Raw genomic sequence first — 20,603 nt, 5'->3', positions numbered from 1 at the left:
CTTTATTTCCTCTCGGTATGTGATACGCGCTTACCTTATATTTTAACAAAAACAACAGAATGTTGCAGGTTTAAAACTTGCTTTAAAATGATGACTCTTTCAATCTGTATTTTTGTCAAATCTCATTTTTATAAAAAGCTATAGAACTACTATTCTACAGCTTTTTACTGACTTTATCTAATCTCCATGATTCTATCTTGTGGCAAGCGATAACTTGGTTTTCCTTTTGTATCAGAGTTGCCGAGTGGAACAATCAGCTCTGGACGATAGCGACGTTCTACTTCAAGAATATCATTAATCTTCTCTGTCCGCTCAAATCCAAGAATCAAATTGCTTTCATAGCCATAATTCTTTATCGCAAGTACCAAATTCATCGCAATAAGTCCGATATTAATGGACAGATAGTTACTTTCATAAAGTTCTTCAAAATTCTCAAACATTTGTGGATAACGACTGTTGAAATTCAGTAATTGCTCATCTGTAAGTTCATTCCCACCAAGACGTGCGATTTCACGCGAACGTTCCGCCAAATCTGTATCACTAAACAAGACAATAACTGCACCAGCTTGTTCAACTTGTTCACGATTTTTAGGTCTAACTTCTTCAAGAAGTTTTGCACGTTTTTCTGCAGACTCCACAATCACAAAATGCCAACTTTGAATATTGTGTGCCGATGGTGCAAGACTAGCTGCTGAAATGATTTGTTTCACATCAACGGTTGGAATTTTTTTACCGTCAAAAAACTTGACTGCATGACGAGATTTATTAAGCTTTACATAGTCCATGATTTCCCTCTTCTCATATACTAAATCCAACAGGATTTTATGCCACAAGTGTCCATTCGTTCTACCTCCGCTTCGCTACACTATTGATTTCACTAACCGACTGAGTGGAATAACTAGCATATCCGTAAAACAGCTATCCTATCGGAAGTTCAAATCGCAATCTGCAAAAGCAACAAGATAAAATGGCTAATGGCAACTGTAATTGGCGTGTCATGGCAATATTTTTGCGCCATGAAGTTGTGGAGCAGCATCAATCCGTTATTGATTTTTACGACGGATTAGCTATAGTATTTAGTATTCTGCCTTTATTTTAGCAAATTTTTCTTATTTTTGCATGGGAAACCCCATTTATCAAGAAAAGGCTTTCTTTTGATTACCATTTTGAGATAATAGTTTATCTAATTTCTAAAATATCCTGTTGGGGTAAACGATAACTTGCTTGCCCTTTCTCATCAGATGAGCCAAGTGTAATCAGAAGTTCAGGAATATAACGCGGATTAATATCCAAAATTTCATTGATTTTCTTTGAGCGATTAAAACCAAGTAAAATATTTCCTTCATAGCCTATATCTTTTATTGCATACATCAGATTCATTGTAACCAAGCCAGAATTAATCGCCATATATTCAAGCATATATTCTTTGCTAAATGTTGAGACATAAGCTGGATAGCGCTCTAAAAGACGCTCACGCTCAATATCAGAAGCTTCATCTCCCATCCGTTCTGCAATCAAATGCAATCTGGATGACCAGTTCGTATCTGCAAATAACATAACGACAGCGCCAGCTGTTTCTACTTGTTCTCGATTGCTTGGATTGACTTCCAAAAGAAGCTTTCTTCTAGCTTCGTCACTTTCAACAATTACAAAATGCCAACTTTGAATATTGATACCACTTGGGGCTAGTGCTGCAGTATCAATGATTTGACGTACATCTACTGTCGGAACTTTTTTACCATCAAATTTTTTTACAGCATGGCGACTCTTGGTTAATTTTTGAAATTCCATAAGATTGGCTTCTCCTATTTCTACACTGAACTTATAAATATTATTAAAACTCACATATTTCAGATTATTTTTAATAGTTATATTCTATCAAAAGTAGTTTATTTTGTCATAGCTGTGAATTACAAGAGTTTCACTTTCAAATAAGATTGTGAAGTCAAACTCGTTCTGCTTTTGACTGCGAACCTAAATTAAATTCGTCGTAAACGCCAAATGCTTGACAGGGATTGCGTATGAAGCAAACGAAGCTTGTATCAAGACGTAGGGCAGAGCTGACTTCACGCGTCTAATATAAAATAATCTCCACCCACCGTTTTATCAATAACAAAAAATTCTGTCAGCATACTGACAGAATTTCATTGGCTTTACGCAAGTTTCACTTTATCTTTTTTAATTTGTTTTGAACGCAATTGACCACAAGCAGCATCAATATCTGTTCCATGTTCTTGACGAACAACACAATTGATTCCATTTTTCTTTAAAACGTCGTAAAATTTCGTCGTATCATCTTTGGTGGAGCGCTCATACTTGATATGTTCAGCAACAGGATTATATGGAATCAGATTGACATAGGAAAGTTTATTTCTTGGTTTAATCAAGTCTGCAAGTTCCTGAGCAATCTCTGGGCTATCGTTTTCCCCAGAAAGCATAATATACTCATAAGTCACACGACGATTTGTCGTTTCTGTATAATAATCAATCGCATCAAATAATTTTTCCAGTGGTGCGTTACGAGTCACACGCATCAACGATGTCCGTAACTCATTATTTGGCGCATGAAGTGAGATTGCTAAATTAATTTGCAAATTTTCATGAGCAAACTCACGGATTTTTGCTGGCATAAAGCCACAAGTTGATACGGTAATGTGCCTTGCACCAATCGCCAGACCATTGTCATCATTGATAACACGCAAAAAGTTCATCAAATGCTCATAATTATCAAAAGGTTCACCAATCCCCATGACAACCACGTGTGACACTCGTTCATCTAGTCCGCGCTCATCAAAATATTTTTGCACCAGCATGATTTGACTCACGATTTCTCCTGCTGTCACATCGCGCTCTTTTTTCAGAATCCCTGAAGCACAAAACGTGCAACCCATGTTGCACCCCACTTGTGTAGTCACGCAAACAGACAGACCATAAGATTGACGCATCAATACTGTTTCAATCATCATACGATCAGGTAGCATGAAGAGATATTTAACTGTTCCATCGGCAGATTCTTGTACGACAACCTGCTCCAGTGGGTTCAGGATAAAATTCTCATTGAGTTTCTCAATAAATCCTGCGGACAGATTTGTCATTTCTTCAAAAGTTTGAACACGTTTACGGTAAAGCCAGTCCCAAACTTGTGTCGCACGAAACTTCTTCTCACCATGCTCAATTGCCCATGCAATCAATTGTTCACGCGTTAAGCCATAGATTGAAGGGCGCGTTTCTTTTTGGATATTTTCAGTCATTTTATCTTTCTTTTATCACAGCCAATTTATCTCATTCTACTTTTCATTTGGCAATGACTCATTCATTTTTATCAAAAATTTTTTCTATCAGTATACTGACAGATGCTAATAAATACACTGACAGAAATCTGTCAGCACACAAGACTCTATTTTAATCTAAAAATTTGAATTTGACAAGAGCAATTCATTCCGTCAGTAAAATTTTTGAGTGCAATCACTTTCTATAGTTAATCCATTGTAAAAATCGGCAACGGATTGACGTTGCGGTCTAACTTCCTAGCGCCTAGCGCAGAAACATTTCCATGACACGCTACTTGTGGTGACCCCTTTAAACTTCAACGGGATTTTAACGTGGAACAAAACTACTCTTTTTTCCCACGTGTACGAATGACAAAACCTTGTCCTACTTGCTCTTTACTCTTCACTTCAGATTTAACTTTTGGCTTTGTACGATGATTCACTGTAAATTTACTATCAGTATGTGATTTTCCTGATGTTTGCTGACGAACAGTTCTGTCAGTAGATTTTGTCGCTCTGTCAGTAGATTTTTCACGCATTTTAAAACCTTTTCTGCGTTCTTCAGGCTTTTCAATACGATTTTCCATTGTGTTGATTTTTTCCGAAATTTGTCCATCACGTGCTCGATTTTTATTACGATTGCGTCTGCGACGTGGTTTATCAAGTTTTTGTTTAATCTCTTTTTCAGTAAAAATCTTTTCAGACGTAAAAGCCTCTGTCCGTTTTGCATCACGCGTACGAATACGGCGCAGAACAAAATAAGCACAACCATAATTACAATACTCGTTGATATAATCTTCAAGATGGTCAATTTTGTTATCGGCTTCCATTTTTTTCCGACTGGCAGAGAAAAAACCTTTTAACCTTAATTGCTCAAAGCCCCAATCTCCCACAATATAATCATACTTATCTAAAACATCAGAAAACCGTTGTTCCAATTTTTCCGTATCAAAAGCTTCACGATAATTCCGTACGACATGAAAGGTCTTGTCTCCGACCAACACCACATCACCACTAGCGATTACGTGCTCGCCAGGATACTTATTATAGTTTAATTTACTTTCGTCTATTTCTTTAGGCATCTACTTTTTCTCTTCTTTTTTTAAATGTTCAGCTACAATTTCTCGCAAAAAATATGGGAATAAAATTTCTGATTGACCTAATTTTTTAAGTAAAGGGAAATACCAAGCAAACAAATACTGGTCTGGCATGGCGACTTGATAAATTTTGTCACGCTCTAATCTCGCACCCTGTATAAAAAATTCACCATTTTTAAAATCAATTCCCTCAAAAATCAACTGTCCGAAAATTTTCCCACGGAAGCCCATACCTTGTATTCTTTGAGTCACGAGAAAAGCTGAAACATCAACCATCTCAGTTAACACTAGCTCAAGCTCCGCTCCAGTAAAACTAAAACGGACTAAACGAATAGAGTGAGGCAAAAATTCATGCAAATTATCTAAAGTTAAGCGTGCAGGCAATAAATCAGTAACAAGCAAACCCGAATTCATCACACAAATCCCAGTTTGGGCATAATCAGAAAAAATCTTCGCAAAGTACCTACTCCCTGCAAAATCAGGAGATTGGTTCGTTAATGGAGACTCTAACTCCACTACCTGCGTTCCTTGCAAAAGCTTATGACCGCGTAATTCCCAGCCATATATCTCCACAGCATCCGACTTACGACTAGGTAAGGTATTCGTTGCAATTGTTTCAATCTGCGCATCCACAAGGCGATTTTGCTCATCAAAAGCCAAGTCAATTTGTCCAATATGTTCCCCATATTTCCCTGCTGCAGCAAGTAATGTTTTATTAACCTGTGCGCCATGTTCAAACAAATGATGCGTATGACTGCCAATAATCAGATCAATATCATAGCACTCCGCAATTTTTTCGTCAAAATTCTTCCCTAAATGTGACAACAAAATTGTAAAATCACAATCCACAGGTAAAATCTTATCTAAAACATCAAAAGGATTAGACAATTTCCACCCAGCAGAAGGATAAGCTCGCTCATAAGGTGCCGTCATTCCAATCAAACCAATGCGCAACCCAAATGAAGTCGTCACGATCAATGGCTTAGAAATTGCAAAATCCGTCTCCAAATTTGCCAATAACACAGGAAAATTTGCCTCATCATATAAATGCGACAACATCTCATGCGTCAATCCCAAACCTTCATTATTCCCCACTGTTGCTGCCGTCAAATCCAAACGATTCATCAACTCAACATTAATATGTCCCGCCGTTGCTTCAGTAAGTGGATGCACACGGTCAACATTATCCCCCAAATCAAAACGTAAAGTTTCTACATTTTCTTTAGATTTTTCGGCAAAAAAACGCTCAATTACTGGAAATTTTTCCAAGTGAGAATGTAAATCATTCAAATGGAGAAGACGCAGATTATTCATAGGTCTATTATAGCACATTTCACCGACCACTCATCCCCCATTTCCCAAAAAATTACTGACAAAAAAGCTGTCAGCATACTGACAGCACTCATTCTTTGATTATGACTCATTTTTCACAAGTAATTTAACCAAATTATACACCGGTAGAACCAAATCCACCTGAACGGATACCTTTTTCAACATCATCATCGCCATCGGCGACTAAGAATGGCATAAATACTCCTTGCACGATGCGCTCCCCTTTTTCAACAACGACTTCATGCTCCGTAATATTACGCATTTGCATGAACATATGCCCTTCATTCTCAGGATTATTATAGTAATCTTTGTCAATAACACCAACAGAATTAATCAAGATCAAGCCCTTTTTTCGAGGATTACTTGATCGGCTATACATATAAAGTACTTCACCAGTTTGCATATAGGTCTTTAGTCCCGTTGGAATCAATTTGATTTCACCAGCTGCTAGAGAAACTGTTTCTGCCGCCTCAATATCATAACCTGCCGAATGTTCAGTCGAACGCTTAGGAAGGTTAATTCCTTTATTTTCATAACTGCTGACAATCTCAAAACCACGTGTTTTCATTCTAAACCTCTCAAAATCTTTTTATCTATTATAACATAAATCAAAAAAGCACCCCTAGGTGCTTCATTCTTCTTAAATCTCATCTCCATTAGTTTTAATCACGTGTTGATACCAATAATAAGAATCTTTCGGAATGCGTTTTAAGCTTCCTTGCATCGTCTCATCTTGGTCAACATAGACAAAGCCATAACGTTTTTGATAACCATTAAGCCAAGAAAGAAGGTCTGTATAAGACCAAGTATGATACCCAATCACAGTTGCACCATCTGTAATTGCTTCTTTGATTGCTTTCACATGGCTTTCAAGATATTTGATTCGATAATCATCATGGATTTTTCCATCTTCAAGTTTGTCATACTCCCCTAAACCATTCTCAGTAATCATGACTGGAATACGATAGCGAGAAGTAATCCGGCGAAGCGCAATTCGTAGACCTTCAGGGTCAATTTCCCAATCCCAGTTTGTACGTTCGACAAAAGGATTTTGCACTTTTTTATGCAACCCTGGAACACCTGATTCTTGGGTTGTTCCTTTTTTACCTGTCGTATTAAATTTCGCAGCACCAACACCACCGTCTATTGGATTCCATGCATTAGTTGCTGTTTGATAGTAATTAATACCGAGGAAATCTGGTTTTGCTGATTTTAAAAGTTCAGCATCCCCTTCTTCAAATTCAGGAGCCAATCCTTTTTCACGCAAATAAGCCATTGCAGCAAGTGGGTATTCTCCATAAAGATAGACATCCATCCAAAAGTGACTATAAAGTTCTTCGGCATTTTCAGCTGCAAGAACATTCAATGGATCAGAATCTTTAGGATATTGTGGTGTATATGCAAAAGATGGTCCAATTTGTCCTGGAATCTCCAGTTCATGAAATTTATTAATGACTGCTGCGTTGACCAGATTTGCAATATGATTGACTTGATAAAATAACTTAAGGTCTGTTTTCCCTGGTGGGTGTGTCGCAATCGCCCATCCTTGATTCGTAAAAATATTTTGTTCATTTAGAGAAACCCAATATTTGACTTTACCCTTAAAGGCTTTAAACAAAACTTCAGCATAGTTTACAAAATCACCGATGATTTCGCGAGATTCCCAGCCTCCATACAAATCCTGCAAGGCTTGCGGCAAGTCCCAATGATAAAGAGTAACAACAGGCTCAATGTCATTTGCAATCAACTCATCAATTAAATTTTCATAAAAAGCAAGACCTGCAGCATTCACTGCTCCGCGTCCATCAGGAATAATCCGTGTCCAAGCAATTGAGAAACGGTAAGATTTTAATCCCATTTCTTTCATCAAGGCAACATCTTCTTTGTAGCGGTGATAATGGTCAACTGCTACATCACCATTGGTTCCCTTGAAAGTTTTACCTGGAATACGTACAAAGTTATCCCAAACACTTGCTTTTTTTCCATCCTCAAAGGGTGCTCCCTCAACTTGGTAGGCAGCAGATGCCGAACCCCAAAGAAAATCTTTAGGAAAAGCATTCAATTTTTCATGTTCCATCTTCTACTCCTTTTTTATATTAGTCGTGTAAAGTCAATTTTGCTAAGAGTAGCTCAAGCAAAAGTAAAATATATGGCTTCACAAGCTTAGCATTTCTTTTATTATAACACGTTGGAAACGTTTTCTAGTGTTACATATTGCGGAACTTGTTTTTAATTTATCTATACAACGTTCGGAAGAATTTGAGGTAGGGGATTTCATATATTATTGCAACATCCACTAAAAAAAGCGACTCTTTTGAAAGTCACTTTTTATAAATTATTTTCTTGATTTTATTTTTGTTTCTTTATGCTCTTGTAGCTTCTCTTGTTCCAACTTCGCTGCTTTCTTTTTATTATTACGCGCTACAATCATCATCACAGCGCCTAATATAATAACCACCAAGCCGAACCAATTTCGATAAGCTGTGAGCAAAAGCCCTAAGCTAATAAAAGCAACTCCCCATGTACTCATGCGACTACCACGTTGAAATAGAGCACTGGCCCCCACTCTGTTCCCTTGATAAGTGCTTTCACCTCAACTGCCGCAGCATTCAGGTCTTCTGTTCCTTCTGGAACTTCAAAAGAAAGCTTAATGCCCTGTTTTTTTACAAAATGGTATCCTTTGGATTCCAAAAGTGCGATAATTTCTTCTTGTCTTTGAGCGAGATTTACAATAATCATAATAATTTCCTTTCTGCGGAGTTTTTTACCGCTAACTAATAAATTGATTTAGTTTTTATTAAATATGATAAGGTTTTATCAAAATCTTATCATATTTAATAAAAAATGTATAGAGCAAGGAGATTCCTTGCTCTATAACAGAGTTCAAATTAGTCAAGTTCTGCTTCTTCCATCTTGTTAGCAGCAATAACAAATGGTGCCCAGATGAAGAAAGTAATTGCCAAGTTGATGACAGCAATGATAATCGCACGCCAGTCAAAACCTGTCGCCATGAAGGCATTCATGATTGGTGGTGTTACCCATGGTACTGCAAGTACGACAGGGTTAACCAGTTGAAGCGCTGTTGCAACATATGCAACGACAACAGCTACAAGTGGAGCCACAACGAATGGAATAGCAAAGATTGCATTCAATACAACTGGTAAACCAAAGAGAACTGGTTCATTGATATTGAAGAGACCTGGTGCAAGTCCTAGACGACCAACGATTTGGTAATCTTTACGTTTAGAGAAGATAAGGATAGCAAGAACAAGGGTAATTGTACCACCTGAACCACCAAACCATGCGAAGGCATCCCATGAACCACGGACCCAGATGTTCACATATTCACCATTGATAGCGTGCGCACGTGAAGTTGCTCCATTAGCAACCAAATGTTGGATACCTGATGTATGAATCTTGTTCCACAAGTTCATGTTGTCAAGTCCAAGAGGTCCCCAGATACCATCAAGTGCTGGTGACAATACATTTGGACCATGAATTCCGAAGAACCAGAAGATTGATACAAAAATCGTGACAATCAGCACGGAAATAATGTTTTGTGACAAGATTTGGAATGGTTGAGCGATATATTTTTGAATTAGGAAGACGAGTGATTCGCCTGAAAGTGTATTTACAATGTAGTAGATAATACCTGCAATATAAAGTGCTGCGATTGTAGGAATGATAGCCAAGAAAGCTTTTGCTACTGCAGGTGGTACTGATTCTGGCATTTTGATTGTGATGTCGGCAAGCATTAATTTTGCATAGATGATGACTGCGATTGCACCCATAATCATAACAGTGAAATATGCTCCAGCATCAAGTTGCCCAGCCGCAAAACCAGGTTTCCATGTAGCGATAAATTGGTTTGACAATACAGTGTTGACAGCATCATTAGCTTTTGAAGCACCTGTTGCTTTATCCATTCCACCAATATTAGCAAGTGCTGTAGTGAAACGACCAAATTGGTTTGGTAAGCCCATCATCAATGTTGCTGTTGATACAATACCACCAGCCAAGTCATTGACTCCATAAGCACGCGCCAAGTTGTAACCCAAGAAAAGGCAAAGATAAGACCGATAACTGTTAGGGTACCTTGGTTAACAAGTCCTGAGATGTTGTTTAACTCTTTGAAAACAGGTGTATTTGCCAAAGTCCACCCTGTACCAGCTGCTGCTGAAGCCGCTGCCTTAGTTGGTCCTTGAATCATCTGTTGAAGAGCTGATGGGAATGTTGTAACGATAGCTGAGATTAACGCAGCCATTGCACCAGCAAGTGTTGCTGGCAACATTCCAATGAATGAGTCACGCAGCGCAACCAAGTGTTTTTGAGACCCGATTTTTGCCGCAATTGGGACGAGATATTTCTCCATCCACGCAGTAATTCCGTTCATGGAATTTCCTCCTTTGAAATTAATAATAAATTACTCAAAAAATATTTTTGAACGAGGTTAAGTTTCTGTCAGTACTGACAGAAAGAGATAAGGGACTGTAAGTATTTCTCTTTTGCTTTGCAAAAGAGAAAGGGTACCCTTTCAAGTTTTATAAGAGCCGTCAATACTGACAGCCAACTTTGAAGATGGTTCACAACTTATTTTGAAATTCAAAACAGATTTAGTTGGTGAAACACTTTATTTTCTAATTACTTTCGATAAATTTGAAAGAACTCCACGGTTTCAAGAAATCAAGTAAAAAGAGCTCATCATCAGAAATACGTCCCACAACATTCACACGTCCATCATTTTCCATTTCACGTAGAGCAATTTGGGTTTCACCTTTATATTGCCCATAACCATTGTTGTCAACAATAACATCGCCTCGTTGAATGGTGTAATTATCATGTGGTGGAAAATCAAGGTCTTTATAAATAACACGTGTCATGGTGGAGCGAAGCATATAGGCTGATTTATCACCACGGTAGCTGTGAGTCGCTTCGTAAAGACATTTACGTTCTGCTTCAGTAATCGTTTCACGTGGAACAACTTTAAGTTCTGGCATGGCAGCATTAAATGCTTCGCTCATTGCTCTCAGTTCTTCTTCACTTGCATAAGCATTAGCGATAGTGACGTCATTAATCCCTCCGAGAAGTTTGTAATGCTTCACTTGTGTTGCAATGTCAAGGTCGCGGTGATCTTCAAGGGTACATAGTCCATCTTGAGTTGGCCACGGTCCAAATGTTGCTGCGTGAGAATTAACAAATGCCATTGTATTGAGATTGTAGCCATTAAACTTCTCTGTACATTTCACATAGTGATTAAACTCAAGTCCTGTGTAACGATGTGGGTAGAAGTTGTGACTGCCAAGAAGTTTTTCTGTATCAGGAGAATAATCCATAATACTATCAACATAAGTTGTTCCTTGACTCATATTGATTTCAATCTTGATGCCATAAGGATTACGTGTCATGCGCGCTTCCTCAGCTCCTGTAAATCCGATGTCAAGACGAACACCGTCTGCCCCCATCTCATGGAAAAAGCTCAGGTCATCATAGCTGATATCAAGCTGTTTAAATAGACTCGGATTGATGTCAACCATCACTTCCATATCAAGTCCATTCGCGTAATCTACAACTTTTTTAAAACTTGCAAGGACAGTATCTTTATCACCATCAATCTCAAGTAATGAAGTAAAAACACGCTTGAAGCCATATTTATGAGCAAGATCAAGATAGGCTTTATCTGCTTCAAAGGTTGAACGTTCTGGATAAACGGAAACTCCTAATTTTCCCATTTTTTCTCCTTTTCTTTAAGCTGTAAAGAGCGTTTGCCCTAACGTCATGAAAAATAGAAAACCGTAAACTCATACTTCCAACAAAAGTCTAAAATTTATCTTTTTTTCGACCTCAAACACCCTGAAATCAATTATAAAATCTAATGTATTTTTTATTTCATTTTTAACCTGAAATAAATCTTAATTCTATGATAAGGTTTTCAAAGCAAAATTGCAAGCGTTATCCATGCCAAAAAAACATGTTTCTCAAATTGAAACAATACAGCAAAAATCTTATTTTTATATAGGTTTAGCGCTTTCTTCTTGAGCTTCCTAATCTTCAACGAAAATCTGACTATACCAATATCGTTTGGTAATATACTTGTAATAATGTAAAATTAGACACTTTTCAATAAAATCAGTTTCTTATTTTTCTCGCTCGCCAATTAAAAAAATTCTTCGCTCAAACAGCAAAGAATTTTTCAATTTTCGAAATTAATTAAAATCCTGAATTTGTCAATAAAAAAGTTGATAGTTGCTAATTAAAAATATTCACGAAGAATGGCATGATTTTCGCGTAATACTTTTGCTGTAAATTCACCTATTGTCATTTTCTCTGGGTGTCCTGTTCCTACAACTTGATTATTTTCTGGGATAAGTTCATCTACGATTTCTGCGGCAAAATTTGGCTGACCATTTATCTTCAAAAATTCATGCAAATTTACGATACGCGCCTGCATATAAGGAATAAGCTGGATTGTTGCACGCGCTGGCTCTGGCATATCGTACTCAAGTTGAGTATCGCTGGTAGCAACCCACGACACCTTATCAAAACTTCCTGCATGACTATAAACAAAATGGTATAAGCCTTGCTTTGCGGATTCTGTCAAAAAAATCAATTCACGAATAACAAAAGTCATTTCTGAAAACTCATAAATAAGGTAGCCCATAGCCTTCCCCTCTTCACGATAGATTGCAAAATACGGCTGAGACTTGTGGTTGAAATAATAATCCCATAAATGCGGTGGACGAATGAGTGAGCCTTGATTGTAAGCTTGCTGATGAATTTCTGTCAGTACTGACAAAAGCGAATCAGCAGAATCATCACTAATAGCAGACTCTGTCAGCATTTCTCTCTTCATTTCACCTTTTGTTTTTTGACCTTTAGGAAAATCTACTGCTTTCATCATATAAGATTTTTGGTCAAAAGCATATGAATAACCGAATTTACCATAAAATTGATAAGAAAATGGTGCAAGATAAGAAAGAGCCGTGCCAGCTTCATAATTTTCCTGCAAAAGTTGGGTCATTAACTGACGAATAGCCCCATTCCCCTAGCTTCTGGATAACTTGCGACATAACCAACTCCTGACATTTTGAGTTGTTGCTTTTTCCAAAAAACTTCAAAGTGCGTGTCAATGACCATTGAGGTCAGTCGTTCACTTTCACGGTGCTGATAAGCTTTTGAAAATTCTAGGAGTTTGTAGAATGCTGCCTCACGTGCTGCTGTCAAAGGCTTATGGAAAGCATAAATCGTCAAATCTAACAGTTCTTTTTTTTCTTTTGTATTCGTATTCATAAATTCATTTTAACACAATATTTTGCCGATTAAAACTCTTCCTCGGTATAGCTAAAAAATAATAACCAGTTCCAAAAATAATCTTTGGACTGGTCATTTCTATACAGGTATAATTTTAAATTGTAATTTCGATTTCATTTTTTTCTGGATCAAGCACTACCGCTTCATAATAACCATCACCTGTTGTTCTCGGACCTGATTTTATCGTAAAACCATCTGTTTGAAACTGCTGGGCAAGTTGATTGACACGATCTTTTGACCCCACAGAAATAGCCAAATGTGCATAACCCGTGCTGACAACATTTCTGTCAGTACTGACAGAATTCTCTTTTGTACCAATTTCCAATCTTGCTCCATCAGCAAAACTCAAAAAGTAAGATTGAAAAGTAGTTTTAGGATTATGATATTTTTCGCCTGCGCTCGCCTCAAAATAATGCTCATAAAACTGACGCATCTTTTCCAAATCCTGAACCATTAATCCAATATGTTCTATTTTCATTGATTCAAAACCCCTTTACCGTGTTGTTCCTCCATTGTAAGCCCGATTGATATTATCCAAAACCGCCAACATTTGACGCTTTTTCAATCGTCCAAGAATTAGTCCAACAAATTTATCATTTATCATCTGTATTGTACCGTTTGAGCTTTGAGTTTCCTCAATGATAATATCTGTGCTACGGTCATCAATCTTGTGCAGTTCCCAACGTGTTTTAAAAGTATTACGATTCGTTTTTGTCGTAAATTCATAGATACTTGGGTCAGTTAATTCATTGATTTTAATCGTTCCCTTTTGATTTTTTCCGAAGGTTTTCGTATATTCATAACCACTTAGGCTGCGAACTTTTGGACGTTTCCCCGTATTTTTTTCAATATCATAAAGACAAGAATCAATGATTTTTTCAAAAATAAATTCTCGTGGTGCATCTACTGTTTTATTAATTTTCATAACTTTCTCCATACTTTTAAGCAACAATGAAATTGCTGTCATGATGCAAAGCTAACGTCACAATATGTTAGTTAGCACTCATTATACTTACTGCGTTTTATAGAATAATTTTAGCAAGATTAGAATCGCATTGCAAGCACTTTCATGTTTTCCTCATCGAAATAAGTTTTTTATAACTAATCCCTTGTAAAAATCAACAATGGATTGACGTCGCTTCGCAAACTTCACAGTGCAGAAACAGCACCATGATGAACAATTTCTACGCTTTACACTCGCTACACTATCCGTTTACTGCAGCTCCTCCAAGAGTAAAAGTCATACTTATTAAAATCGCCACTAACAAAATCCTAACGGATGTTAAAGCAGAACTCATATATCATTCAGCCTCAGTAATATCCCCTTATCTTACAAAAGGAAGACCAACAAAGGCAATAAGCAAGAAAGCAAAGGCAATCACCGAAAACCAGCGATAATGCTCTGGAATTGAAGGTCTGAATGCTTTTGGAGGAAATATAGCAGAAAGAAGAGCCCCACCCAGCGCTCCGCCAATATGCCCCCAGATATTGATAGTGCTCAAATCAAAAGTATTAAAAAGTAAATTTGCCACAATCAACACAGCGAAAGTTTTCCCGATTTGTCTAAGAAAAGGATGCCCTGTAAAAAAGCCTAACCCTGCCACAGCAGCGAACAAGCCAAAAAGAGAGGTTGATGCACCTGCTGATAAAGTATTTGGTGTGAGTAAAAAAGTCATCGCATTTCCGAACACACCTGCCAAAATGTAAATCGCAGTAAATCGTAAAGAGCCAAAAATTGTCTCAATCTGCCGACCAATAAAGATAAGTGTCAACATATTCATCAGAAAATGCATCCAACCAATATGAACAAAAATTGGTGTCACTAGTCGCCACAATTGAGTCGGGTCTTGCACAATTGCAGGTCCAAATAAAGCGCCAGCATTAAATAAATTAATCCCAGAAGTTGCCGCTGAGTCAAAGCTTATAAATTGCCAAAGCCAAACAATTGTCGTAAATAAAGCGAGAATATAGGTCGCTTTATAGCGAGTTACATCGCGTTTAAAGTCATTTAAATTCATTATTTTTGTATTCTAATCCTTTCTTGCAGCGGTAAAAACTTCATGAACTGCAATATCATGCACTTCTGGTGTAAAATCTACTTTTTGAAAATCATAAATCACAGACACTGTTGAGCCCTCAAATCTTGACAAATAACGGTCATAGTAACCTCCACCAAATCCAATACGATACCCCTGCTCGTTCCATGCCAAACCAGGAACAACAATCAGGTCTGGAATAACTTCGTCCATTGAATCTGGCTCCATTAGTCCAAAATTTGAGTGAACCAAATGTTCCGTGTCATACTTTGCAAAAATCATCTGGCGTTTAGGCAAACATTTAGGAATCAAAATTTCCTTGTCAGTTACCTCAAACAGTCTTGACAAATCAAATTCCATCGATGTTGCCATGTAAAGTGCGATTTTATCAGCATTTTGCCATGTTTTTGAAGCCATCAATACTGATAAAATCTCATCAGTTTGCCGCTTTTTTTCGTCAATAGAAAAATTATTTAGTAAATTTATCATTTTTTTGCGAATTAACACTTTATTTTCCATACTAACTATGGTATCATAAAGCTGTAAGTTTTTGTTTTAGAATCATGATTGTAACATTTGTTCCATTCTTTTCCCAAAATAAGATTTATAATTTACAGAAAGGATGTAACAAAATGGCACAAGGAACTGTAAAATGGTTTAACGCAACTAAAGGTTTCGGATTCATCACTGCTGAAGACGGAAAAGACGTATTTGCACACTTCTCAGCTATCCAAGGCGACGGATTCAAAACCCTCGACGAAGGTCAAAAAGTAACTTTTGATATCGAAGACGGCCCTCGCGGACCTCAAGCTGTAAATATCGAAAAATAATTCTGATATAAGTAAAAGCTCAGACTTCAAATAATGAAGTCTGGCTTTTTTTGTTGTAATATTTATGACTAAACCCTAATTTCTCAGCTTTTATCAAGATAAGCCCTTGTAAAAGCAAACAAAATGGTCTAAAATAAAGAAATCATATTTAAACGCTTTCTCGGTGGATACGAGAAATTAGTAATTAGGGAAAAATGAAAGATTTAACAAAAGGAAATATCCTCAAAGGGCTCATTGCCTTTACCTTGCCACTACTTTTAGGAAACTTCTTCCAGGTCCTCTATAATACCGCTGATACGTTGATTGTTGGGCAAACACTCGGAAAAGATGCCTTAGCTTCCGTCGGAGCAACTGGCTCAATCAATTTCCTCATTGTCGGCTTTGCTCAAGGCATGACTGCCGGACTAACAATTCTGACCGCTCAGCGCTTCGGGGCTAAGGATAAAAACTCAGTCAAAAAATCATATATTACAGGGCTTTATTTTACAATTGCGATTTCTATTTTATTGAGTATCGTCTCTGTTATTTTTGTCGGCTCTCTTCTTGAGTTGATGCAAACTCCTAGTGAAATTTTTGCTGGTGCAAAGACATTTTTAACCATCATGCTTGGTGGTATGATTGCAACCAATCTCTATGCCTACCTCTCCAATGCCTTACGCGCACTTGGAGATTCCAAAACACCATTGTATGCTCTTGTTGTCGCTAGTATTTTAAATATTGGTTTGGAGTATTTTGCTATTCTTGTCCTCCATCTTGGGCTACTCGGTTCAAGTGCCGCAACCATTCTGGCGCAAGCCATCTCAGTTATCTATCTTTTTTGGCATATCAAAAAGAAAGTGCCAGATTTTCATCTTACTAAGGATTTATTGGGCTATGACCCAAAAGAGGTTCTACATCATGCAAGACTCGCTGTACCAATGGGTTTTCAATCCAGCATTATTGCCATTGGCTCAATCACTTTACAAATCGCACTTAATAAGATGGGAACAAATGCCGTCGCTACCCAAGCCATCGTGTCCAAAATAGACCAGCTCGCTATGCTTCCGATGATGTCTATTGGACTCGCGATGGCAACTTTTGGCGCTCAGAACTATGGCGCCAAACAATACAAACGGATTAATCAAGGACTTTCGCGCTCAATTGCTATCGCAGTGGGTTGGTCTATTGGCTTTGCCCTTCTTCTTAATCTCGCTCACTTTTACTTCACCACAGCATTCATTTCTGCAAGTCAGACTGCTGTCATCAAGATGGCTAGCCATTATTATCTTGTGAATGGTAGCTTCTATTGGCTACTTGCGATTCTCTTTGTGACCCGCTCGACGATTCAAGGTTTAGGAAATGCTAAAATCCCGACACTCTGCGGTTTTGCTGAGTTATTCATGCGTGCTGGAGTTGCAATTGTCGGCGTTCTCTTGCTGAATTACACCGTCATTATCTCAAGTAATCCAGCGGCTTGGATTGGTTCAACCTCTATTTTAATTCCCACCACCATTCAGATGGTTAAACGCTTCAGAAACAACCAAGATTTGTATGAAAAAGCGAAGCTCATACCAAAACGTAAAACCTTGCGTAACGTCTTTCATCATTAAAAAACTCTGAAAATTTTCAGAGTTTTTTATATTTTATAAGCTTCTGGAAGTATGAATTGTCCATGTTTTTCAAATTCCAACGCTAATTGTAAAAGTAAAAGCTCTGAATTTTTAGGCCCCCAAAGTTGCACTCCCTGTGGTAAATTCGTGGTTTCTTCTACATAGACAGGCAGAGAAAGTGCGGGTTGACCTGTCAGATTACTGATAAAATTGTAAGGTGTAAAGGTCAGTGACCTCTCAAATGCTTCTTCAATGATTTTTATCTGTTGTTCAAAATCATATTGCGCAATGTGTGTCATTTTTTCTAAGATTTCTGTCGACATCAACGCTTCACCAATTTTGGGAGCTGTTTTGGCTGTTGTCGGTGTAATAAAAAGGTCAAATTGATTAAAAATCTTTTCTTCAAAAGTTGCTGCCGCCAAATCCCATTCGTCCAAAGCATTGATATAACTGGATACAGGTGCTTTTCGACCAGCTTCTAAAAGTGCATAGGTAAGCAATTCAACATCATTTTTTGTGATTTTTCGTCCAGATGCTTTTTCCCATGGTTCAAGCATAGCAATCGTTTCAGCTGCATTCATGCGATAATACGACTGTATCAAGCCGCGCGCATCAAGCGGAAAATTAATTTCTGTCACTTCATGCCCTTGCTTTTCTAAAAAATTAATTGATTTTTTTAAGGCATTCTTTGAAGTTTCTGAGATTTTTATCCCCTTAATAGGGCTACCAAAGGAAATAGCAATTTTTAATCTTCTTGGTGGTACTGATAATTCTGTCAGTACCTTTTCATCAAGTAATTGTGCTGGATAAGGCTGCGCTTCTTGTAAAGTTTGCATTTCTGCAACAAAATTTGCCACATCACGCACAGAAACTGCCAGACTACCCGAAATAGAAGCTCCTTGCCAACCACGATAGCCCGATGGGCCTTGTGGCATACGTCCTCGTGTCATTTTCAGTCCAATCAAACCAGAAAAAGAAGCTGGAATTCTAATTGAACCACCACCATCAGAAGCTCCAGCCATCGGGAACATTCCAGAAGCTACTGCGGATGCTGCACCACCAGATGAGCCTCCCGAATAATAAGCTGGATTCCATACATTACGCGTATCACCATAAAGCCTAGAGTCCGAAATGTTTTTAAAGCCAAACTCTGGTGAATTTGTCTGACCAAAAGGTGTTAGTCCTGCTTTCATCAGAGCTTCCACATAGTTATCATCGCTACTAGCTACTGAATCTACAAATAGACAAGAACTTGCTGTAGACGGCAGCCCAGCATGATTTTGTCCAAGCATTTTAAGTGCGAATGGTACACCCGCAAAGAAACCCGATTGAGTGACTGACAAGTCTGACTTTGCTAAATCAATATTGTCAGCAACCACGGCATTATAAAGTGGATTGAGTTGTTCAATTTTATCTTTAGTCTTAGAGAGTAAATCTGCTGCTGAGATTTCTCCTATGCGAATCCGCTCCGCCCAATAAGTTGCGTCTTTAATCATAAGATATGAGCCCGACTGTTCTGAAGAGATGAAAAATGCCATTTGACTCTTTACGTATTAGCGTATAAATAAGCCAATAAATAATCGACACAGATTCTGAGCATAGCTCAGGCTCCATTTTATCTTTCTTCACTCCCTTCAAGGGGGACGAACTCAATTCCTTTCTATCTCCTTTGAGAAAAAAGCAGGCATCAGCCCACTTTTATTTTTTGTCAAAAATTATCTAACTCTTCGTAAAGTAATTTTTGTGCCACACTTGGATTAGCTTGGCCTTTTGTTGCTTTCATGAGCTGTCCGACAAGTGCTTTAGCAGCATTTTGTTTTCCAGCTCTATAATCACCAACAGATTTTTCATTATTTGCAAAAACTTCTTGGATAATTGGAATCAAAATAGCTGGATCAGAAATCTGCACAAGTCCCGCTTTTTTAACAAATTCTTCCGCTGAACCACCATTTTTCGCCAATTCAATAAAGACTTTTTTGGCAATTTTTGATGAAATTGTCCCGTCAGCTATCAACCGAATCATTTCAGTAAGATTTTCTGGAGTCAAAGCAATCTCATGCAATTCTTTTTTCTCACTATTAAGATATTGCGCTACTTCACCCTGAAGCCAGTTGGATACTAATTTAGCATCGGTGTCAAATTTTACGGCTTCATCAAAGAAGTCAGAGACTTCTTTGGTCGCAGTTAACTGGCGCGCATCATAATCTGACAAGCCCAAATCATTGATATAATGGGTACGACGTGCCTTTGCGGTCAAAGGCAGTTCAGCCTTCATAGCAGCAATCCACTCGTCAGAAATCTCAAAATGTGGTACATCAGGCTCTGGGAAATAGCGATAATCAGAGGCTCCTTCTTTAACTCGCATAAGGATAGTTTCACCCGTCTTGTCGTTAAAACGACGCGTTTCTTGGCGAATTTCACCACCGGTGCGCAAGATTTTTTCTTGTCTCGCCACTTCAAAATCCAATGCTTTTTTTACATTAGAAAATGAGTTCATATTTTTGACCTCAGTCTTGACACCAAAAGCTTCTTGACCGTAAGGACGTAAGCTGACATTGGCATCACAGCGCATAGAGCCTTCCTCCATCTTGACATCGGAAATACCAGTGTAAAGGATAGCTTCTTTAAGTGCCGTTAGATACGCATAAGCTTCTTCAGGTGTGCGCATATCCGCCTCAGAAACGATCTCAATCAAAGGCACACCCTGACGATTGAGGTCAACGTAAGAATAGCCGTCCGTGCCGTGCGTGTTTTTACCTGCATCTTCTTCGAGGTGAGCGCGTTCAATACGGATAGTTGCCTTATGTCCGTCTTCTAGCTCAATCTCAATCGAGCCATTATAGCCAATCGGCTCGTCAAACTGAGAAATTTGGTAAGCTTTTGGGTTATCTGGATAAAAGTAGTTCTTACGGTCAAAATGCATGGACTTATGAATATCCATGTTTAAAGCGAGTGCCGCCTTAATCCCAGCCTCAATCACACCTTTATTCATGACAGGCAATACCCCCGGTAATGACCAATCAATCACATTTGTATTGGTATTAGGGTCGCCACCGAATTTTGTGGAAGCTGGACTAAAGATTTTTGAGTTTGTATTCAATTCAACGTGGACTTCAAGTCCGATTACTATTTCAAAGTTCAT

18 protein-coding genes and 2 pseudogenes are annotated in these 20,603 nt (G+C 38.1%); 2 read left to right on the top strand and 18 right to left on the bottom strand.

Going from position 1 to position 20,603, the window contains the following annotated elements; genetic code table 11:
* Window positions 1-173: 173 nt before the first annotated feature.
* The 16 genes and pseudogenes from D7I46_RS10950 to D7I46_RS10875 form a co-directional block, all read right to left on the bottom strand.
* The gene (locus D7I46_RS10950) at window positions 174-785 is read right to left on the bottom strand and encodes a nitroreductase family protein (protein ID WP_120772904.1); all 612 of its coding nucleotides are present in this window, start codon (window positions 783-785) and stop codon (window positions 174-176) included.
* Between the two features lie 394 nt (window positions 786-1,179).
* Entirely contained in the window at window positions 1,180-1,791 is a 612-nt protein-coding gene (locus D7I46_RS10945) for a nitroreductase family protein (RefSeq protein ID WP_120772903.1), read from the bottom strand.
* Between the two features lie 362 nt (window positions 1,792-2,153).
* Window positions 2,154-3,251, bottom strand: coding sequence for a dual-specificity RNA methyltransferase RlmN (gene rlmN / locus D7I46_RS10940; RefSeq protein ID WP_120772902.1), 1,098 nt, complete (start codon window positions 3,249-3,251; stop codon window positions 2,154-2,156).
* A gap of 362 nt (window positions 3,252-3,613) precedes the next feature.
* Window positions 3,614-4,351, bottom strand: coding sequence for a YutD family protein (locus D7I46_RS10935; protein WP_120772901.1), 738 nt, complete (start codon window positions 4,349-4,351; stop codon window positions 3,614-3,616).
* Window positions 4,352-5,680: a bifunctional metallophosphatase/5'-nucleotidase gene (locus tag D7I46_RS10930; protein ID WP_120772900.1), complete on the bottom strand. Its 1,329-nt coding sequence runs from the start codon at window positions 5,678-5,680 to the stop codon at window positions 4,352-4,354. It lies immediately after the preceding gene.
* A 133-nt stretch (window positions 5,681-5,813) separates the two neighbouring features.
* On the bottom strand, window positions 5,814-6,266 hold the full coding sequence (locus D7I46_RS10925) for a dUTP diphosphatase (protein ID WP_120772899.1): 453 nt from the start codon (window positions 6,264-6,266) through the stop codon (window positions 5,814-5,816).
* Between the two features lie 72 nt (window positions 6,267-6,338).
* Window positions 6,339-7,775 (bottom strand): glycoside hydrolase family 1 protein, encoded by a 1,437-nt coding sequence (locus tag D7I46_RS10920; protein ID WP_120772898.1) that lies wholly within the window; start codon window positions 7,773-7,775, stop codon window positions 6,339-6,341.
* Window positions 7,776-8,033: 258 nt separating this feature from the next.
* Window positions 8,034-8,228, bottom strand: a complete 195-nt coding sequence (locus tag D7I46_RS10915; protein ID WP_120772897.1) for a hypothetical protein — start codon at window positions 8,226-8,228, stop codon at window positions 8,034-8,036.
* Window positions 8,225-8,437, bottom strand: a complete 213-nt coding sequence (locus tag D7I46_RS10910) for a hypothetical protein (RefSeq protein WP_120772896.1) — start codon at window positions 8,435-8,437, stop codon at window positions 8,225-8,227. Before D7I46_RS10910 ends, D7I46_RS10915 begins: the two co-directional genes overlap by 4 nt.
* A gap of 149 nt (window positions 8,438-8,586) precedes the next feature.
* Window positions 8,587-10,091: pseudogene (locus D7I46_RS10905) on the bottom strand (PTS sugar transporter subunit IIC).
* A 244-nt stretch (window positions 10,092-10,335) separates the two neighbouring features.
* Window positions 10,336-11,427, bottom strand: coding sequence for a DUF871 domain-containing protein (locus D7I46_RS10900; protein ID WP_120772895.1), 1,092 nt, complete (start codon window positions 11,425-11,427; stop codon window positions 10,336-10,338).
* A gap of 521 nt (window positions 11,428-11,948) precedes the next feature.
* A pseudogene (locus D7I46_RS13815) lies at window positions 11,949-12,985 on the bottom strand (GNAT family N-acetyltransferase).
* 115 nt (window positions 12,986-13,100) lie between these two features.
* The gene (locus tag D7I46_RS10890; RefSeq protein ID WP_120772894.1) at window positions 13,101-13,484 is read right to left on the bottom strand and encodes a VOC family protein; all 384 of its coding nucleotides are present in this window, start codon (window positions 13,482-13,484) and stop codon (window positions 13,101-13,103) included.
* A 15-nt stretch (window positions 13,485-13,499) separates the two neighbouring features.
* Window positions 13,500-13,931: a DUF3284 domain-containing protein gene (locus tag D7I46_RS10885; RefSeq protein ID WP_120772893.1), complete on the bottom strand. Its 432-nt coding sequence runs from the start codon at window positions 13,929-13,931 to the stop codon at window positions 13,500-13,502.
* A gap of 400 nt (window positions 13,932-14,331) precedes the next feature.
* Entirely contained in the window at window positions 14,332-15,024 is a 693-nt protein-coding gene (locus D7I46_RS10880) for a rhomboid family intramembrane serine protease (RefSeq protein WP_120772892.1), read from the bottom strand.
* Window positions 15,025-15,036: 12 nt separating this feature from the next.
* On the bottom strand, window positions 15,037-15,549 hold the full coding sequence (locus D7I46_RS10875) for a 5-formyltetrahydrofolate cyclo-ligase (protein WP_240424422.1): 513 nt from the start codon (window positions 15,547-15,549) through the stop codon (window positions 15,037-15,039).
* A gap of 125 nt (window positions 15,550-15,674) precedes the next feature.
* On the opposite strand from D7I46_RS10875, the gene D7I46_RS10870 reads away from it, so the two are divergent.
* Together D7I46_RS10870 and D7I46_RS10865 are read left to right on the top strand one after the other, a co-directional pair.
* Window positions 15,675-15,872: a cold-shock protein gene (locus D7I46_RS10870; protein ID WP_120772890.1), complete on the top strand. Its 198-nt coding sequence runs from the start codon at window positions 15,675-15,677 to the stop codon at window positions 15,870-15,872.
* 194 nt (window positions 15,873-16,066) lie between these two features.
* Window positions 16,067-17,461, top strand: a complete 1,395-nt coding sequence (locus D7I46_RS10865) for an MATE family efflux transporter (RefSeq protein ID WP_120772889.1) — start codon at window positions 16,067-16,069, stop codon at window positions 17,459-17,461.
* Between the two features lie 26 nt (window positions 17,462-17,487).
* On the opposite strand, the gene D7I46_RS10860 is transcribed toward D7I46_RS10865, so the two are convergent.
* Both D7I46_RS10860 and gatB read right to left on the bottom strand, forming a co-directional pair.
* Window positions 17,488-18,999, bottom strand: coding sequence for an amidase family protein (locus D7I46_RS10860; RefSeq protein WP_120772888.1), 1,512 nt, complete (start codon window positions 18,997-18,999; stop codon window positions 17,488-17,490).
* 170 nt (window positions 19,000-19,169) lie between these two features.
* The gene (gatB, locus tag D7I46_RS10855) at window positions 19,170-20,603 is read right to left on the bottom strand and encodes an Asp-tRNA(Asn)/Glu-tRNA(Gln) amidotransferase subunit GatB (RefSeq protein WP_120772887.1); all 1,434 of its coding nucleotides are present in this window, start codon (window positions 20,601-20,603) and stop codon (window positions 19,170-19,172) included.

This window comes from Lactococcus allomyrinae (assembly GCF_003627095.1).
In the GTDB taxonomy this organism is placed as follows: Bacteria; Bacillota; Bacilli; order Lactobacillales; family Streptococcaceae; genus Lactococcus; species Lactococcus allomyrinae.
This window is presented reverse-complemented; position numbering and strand designations above follow the sequence as displayed.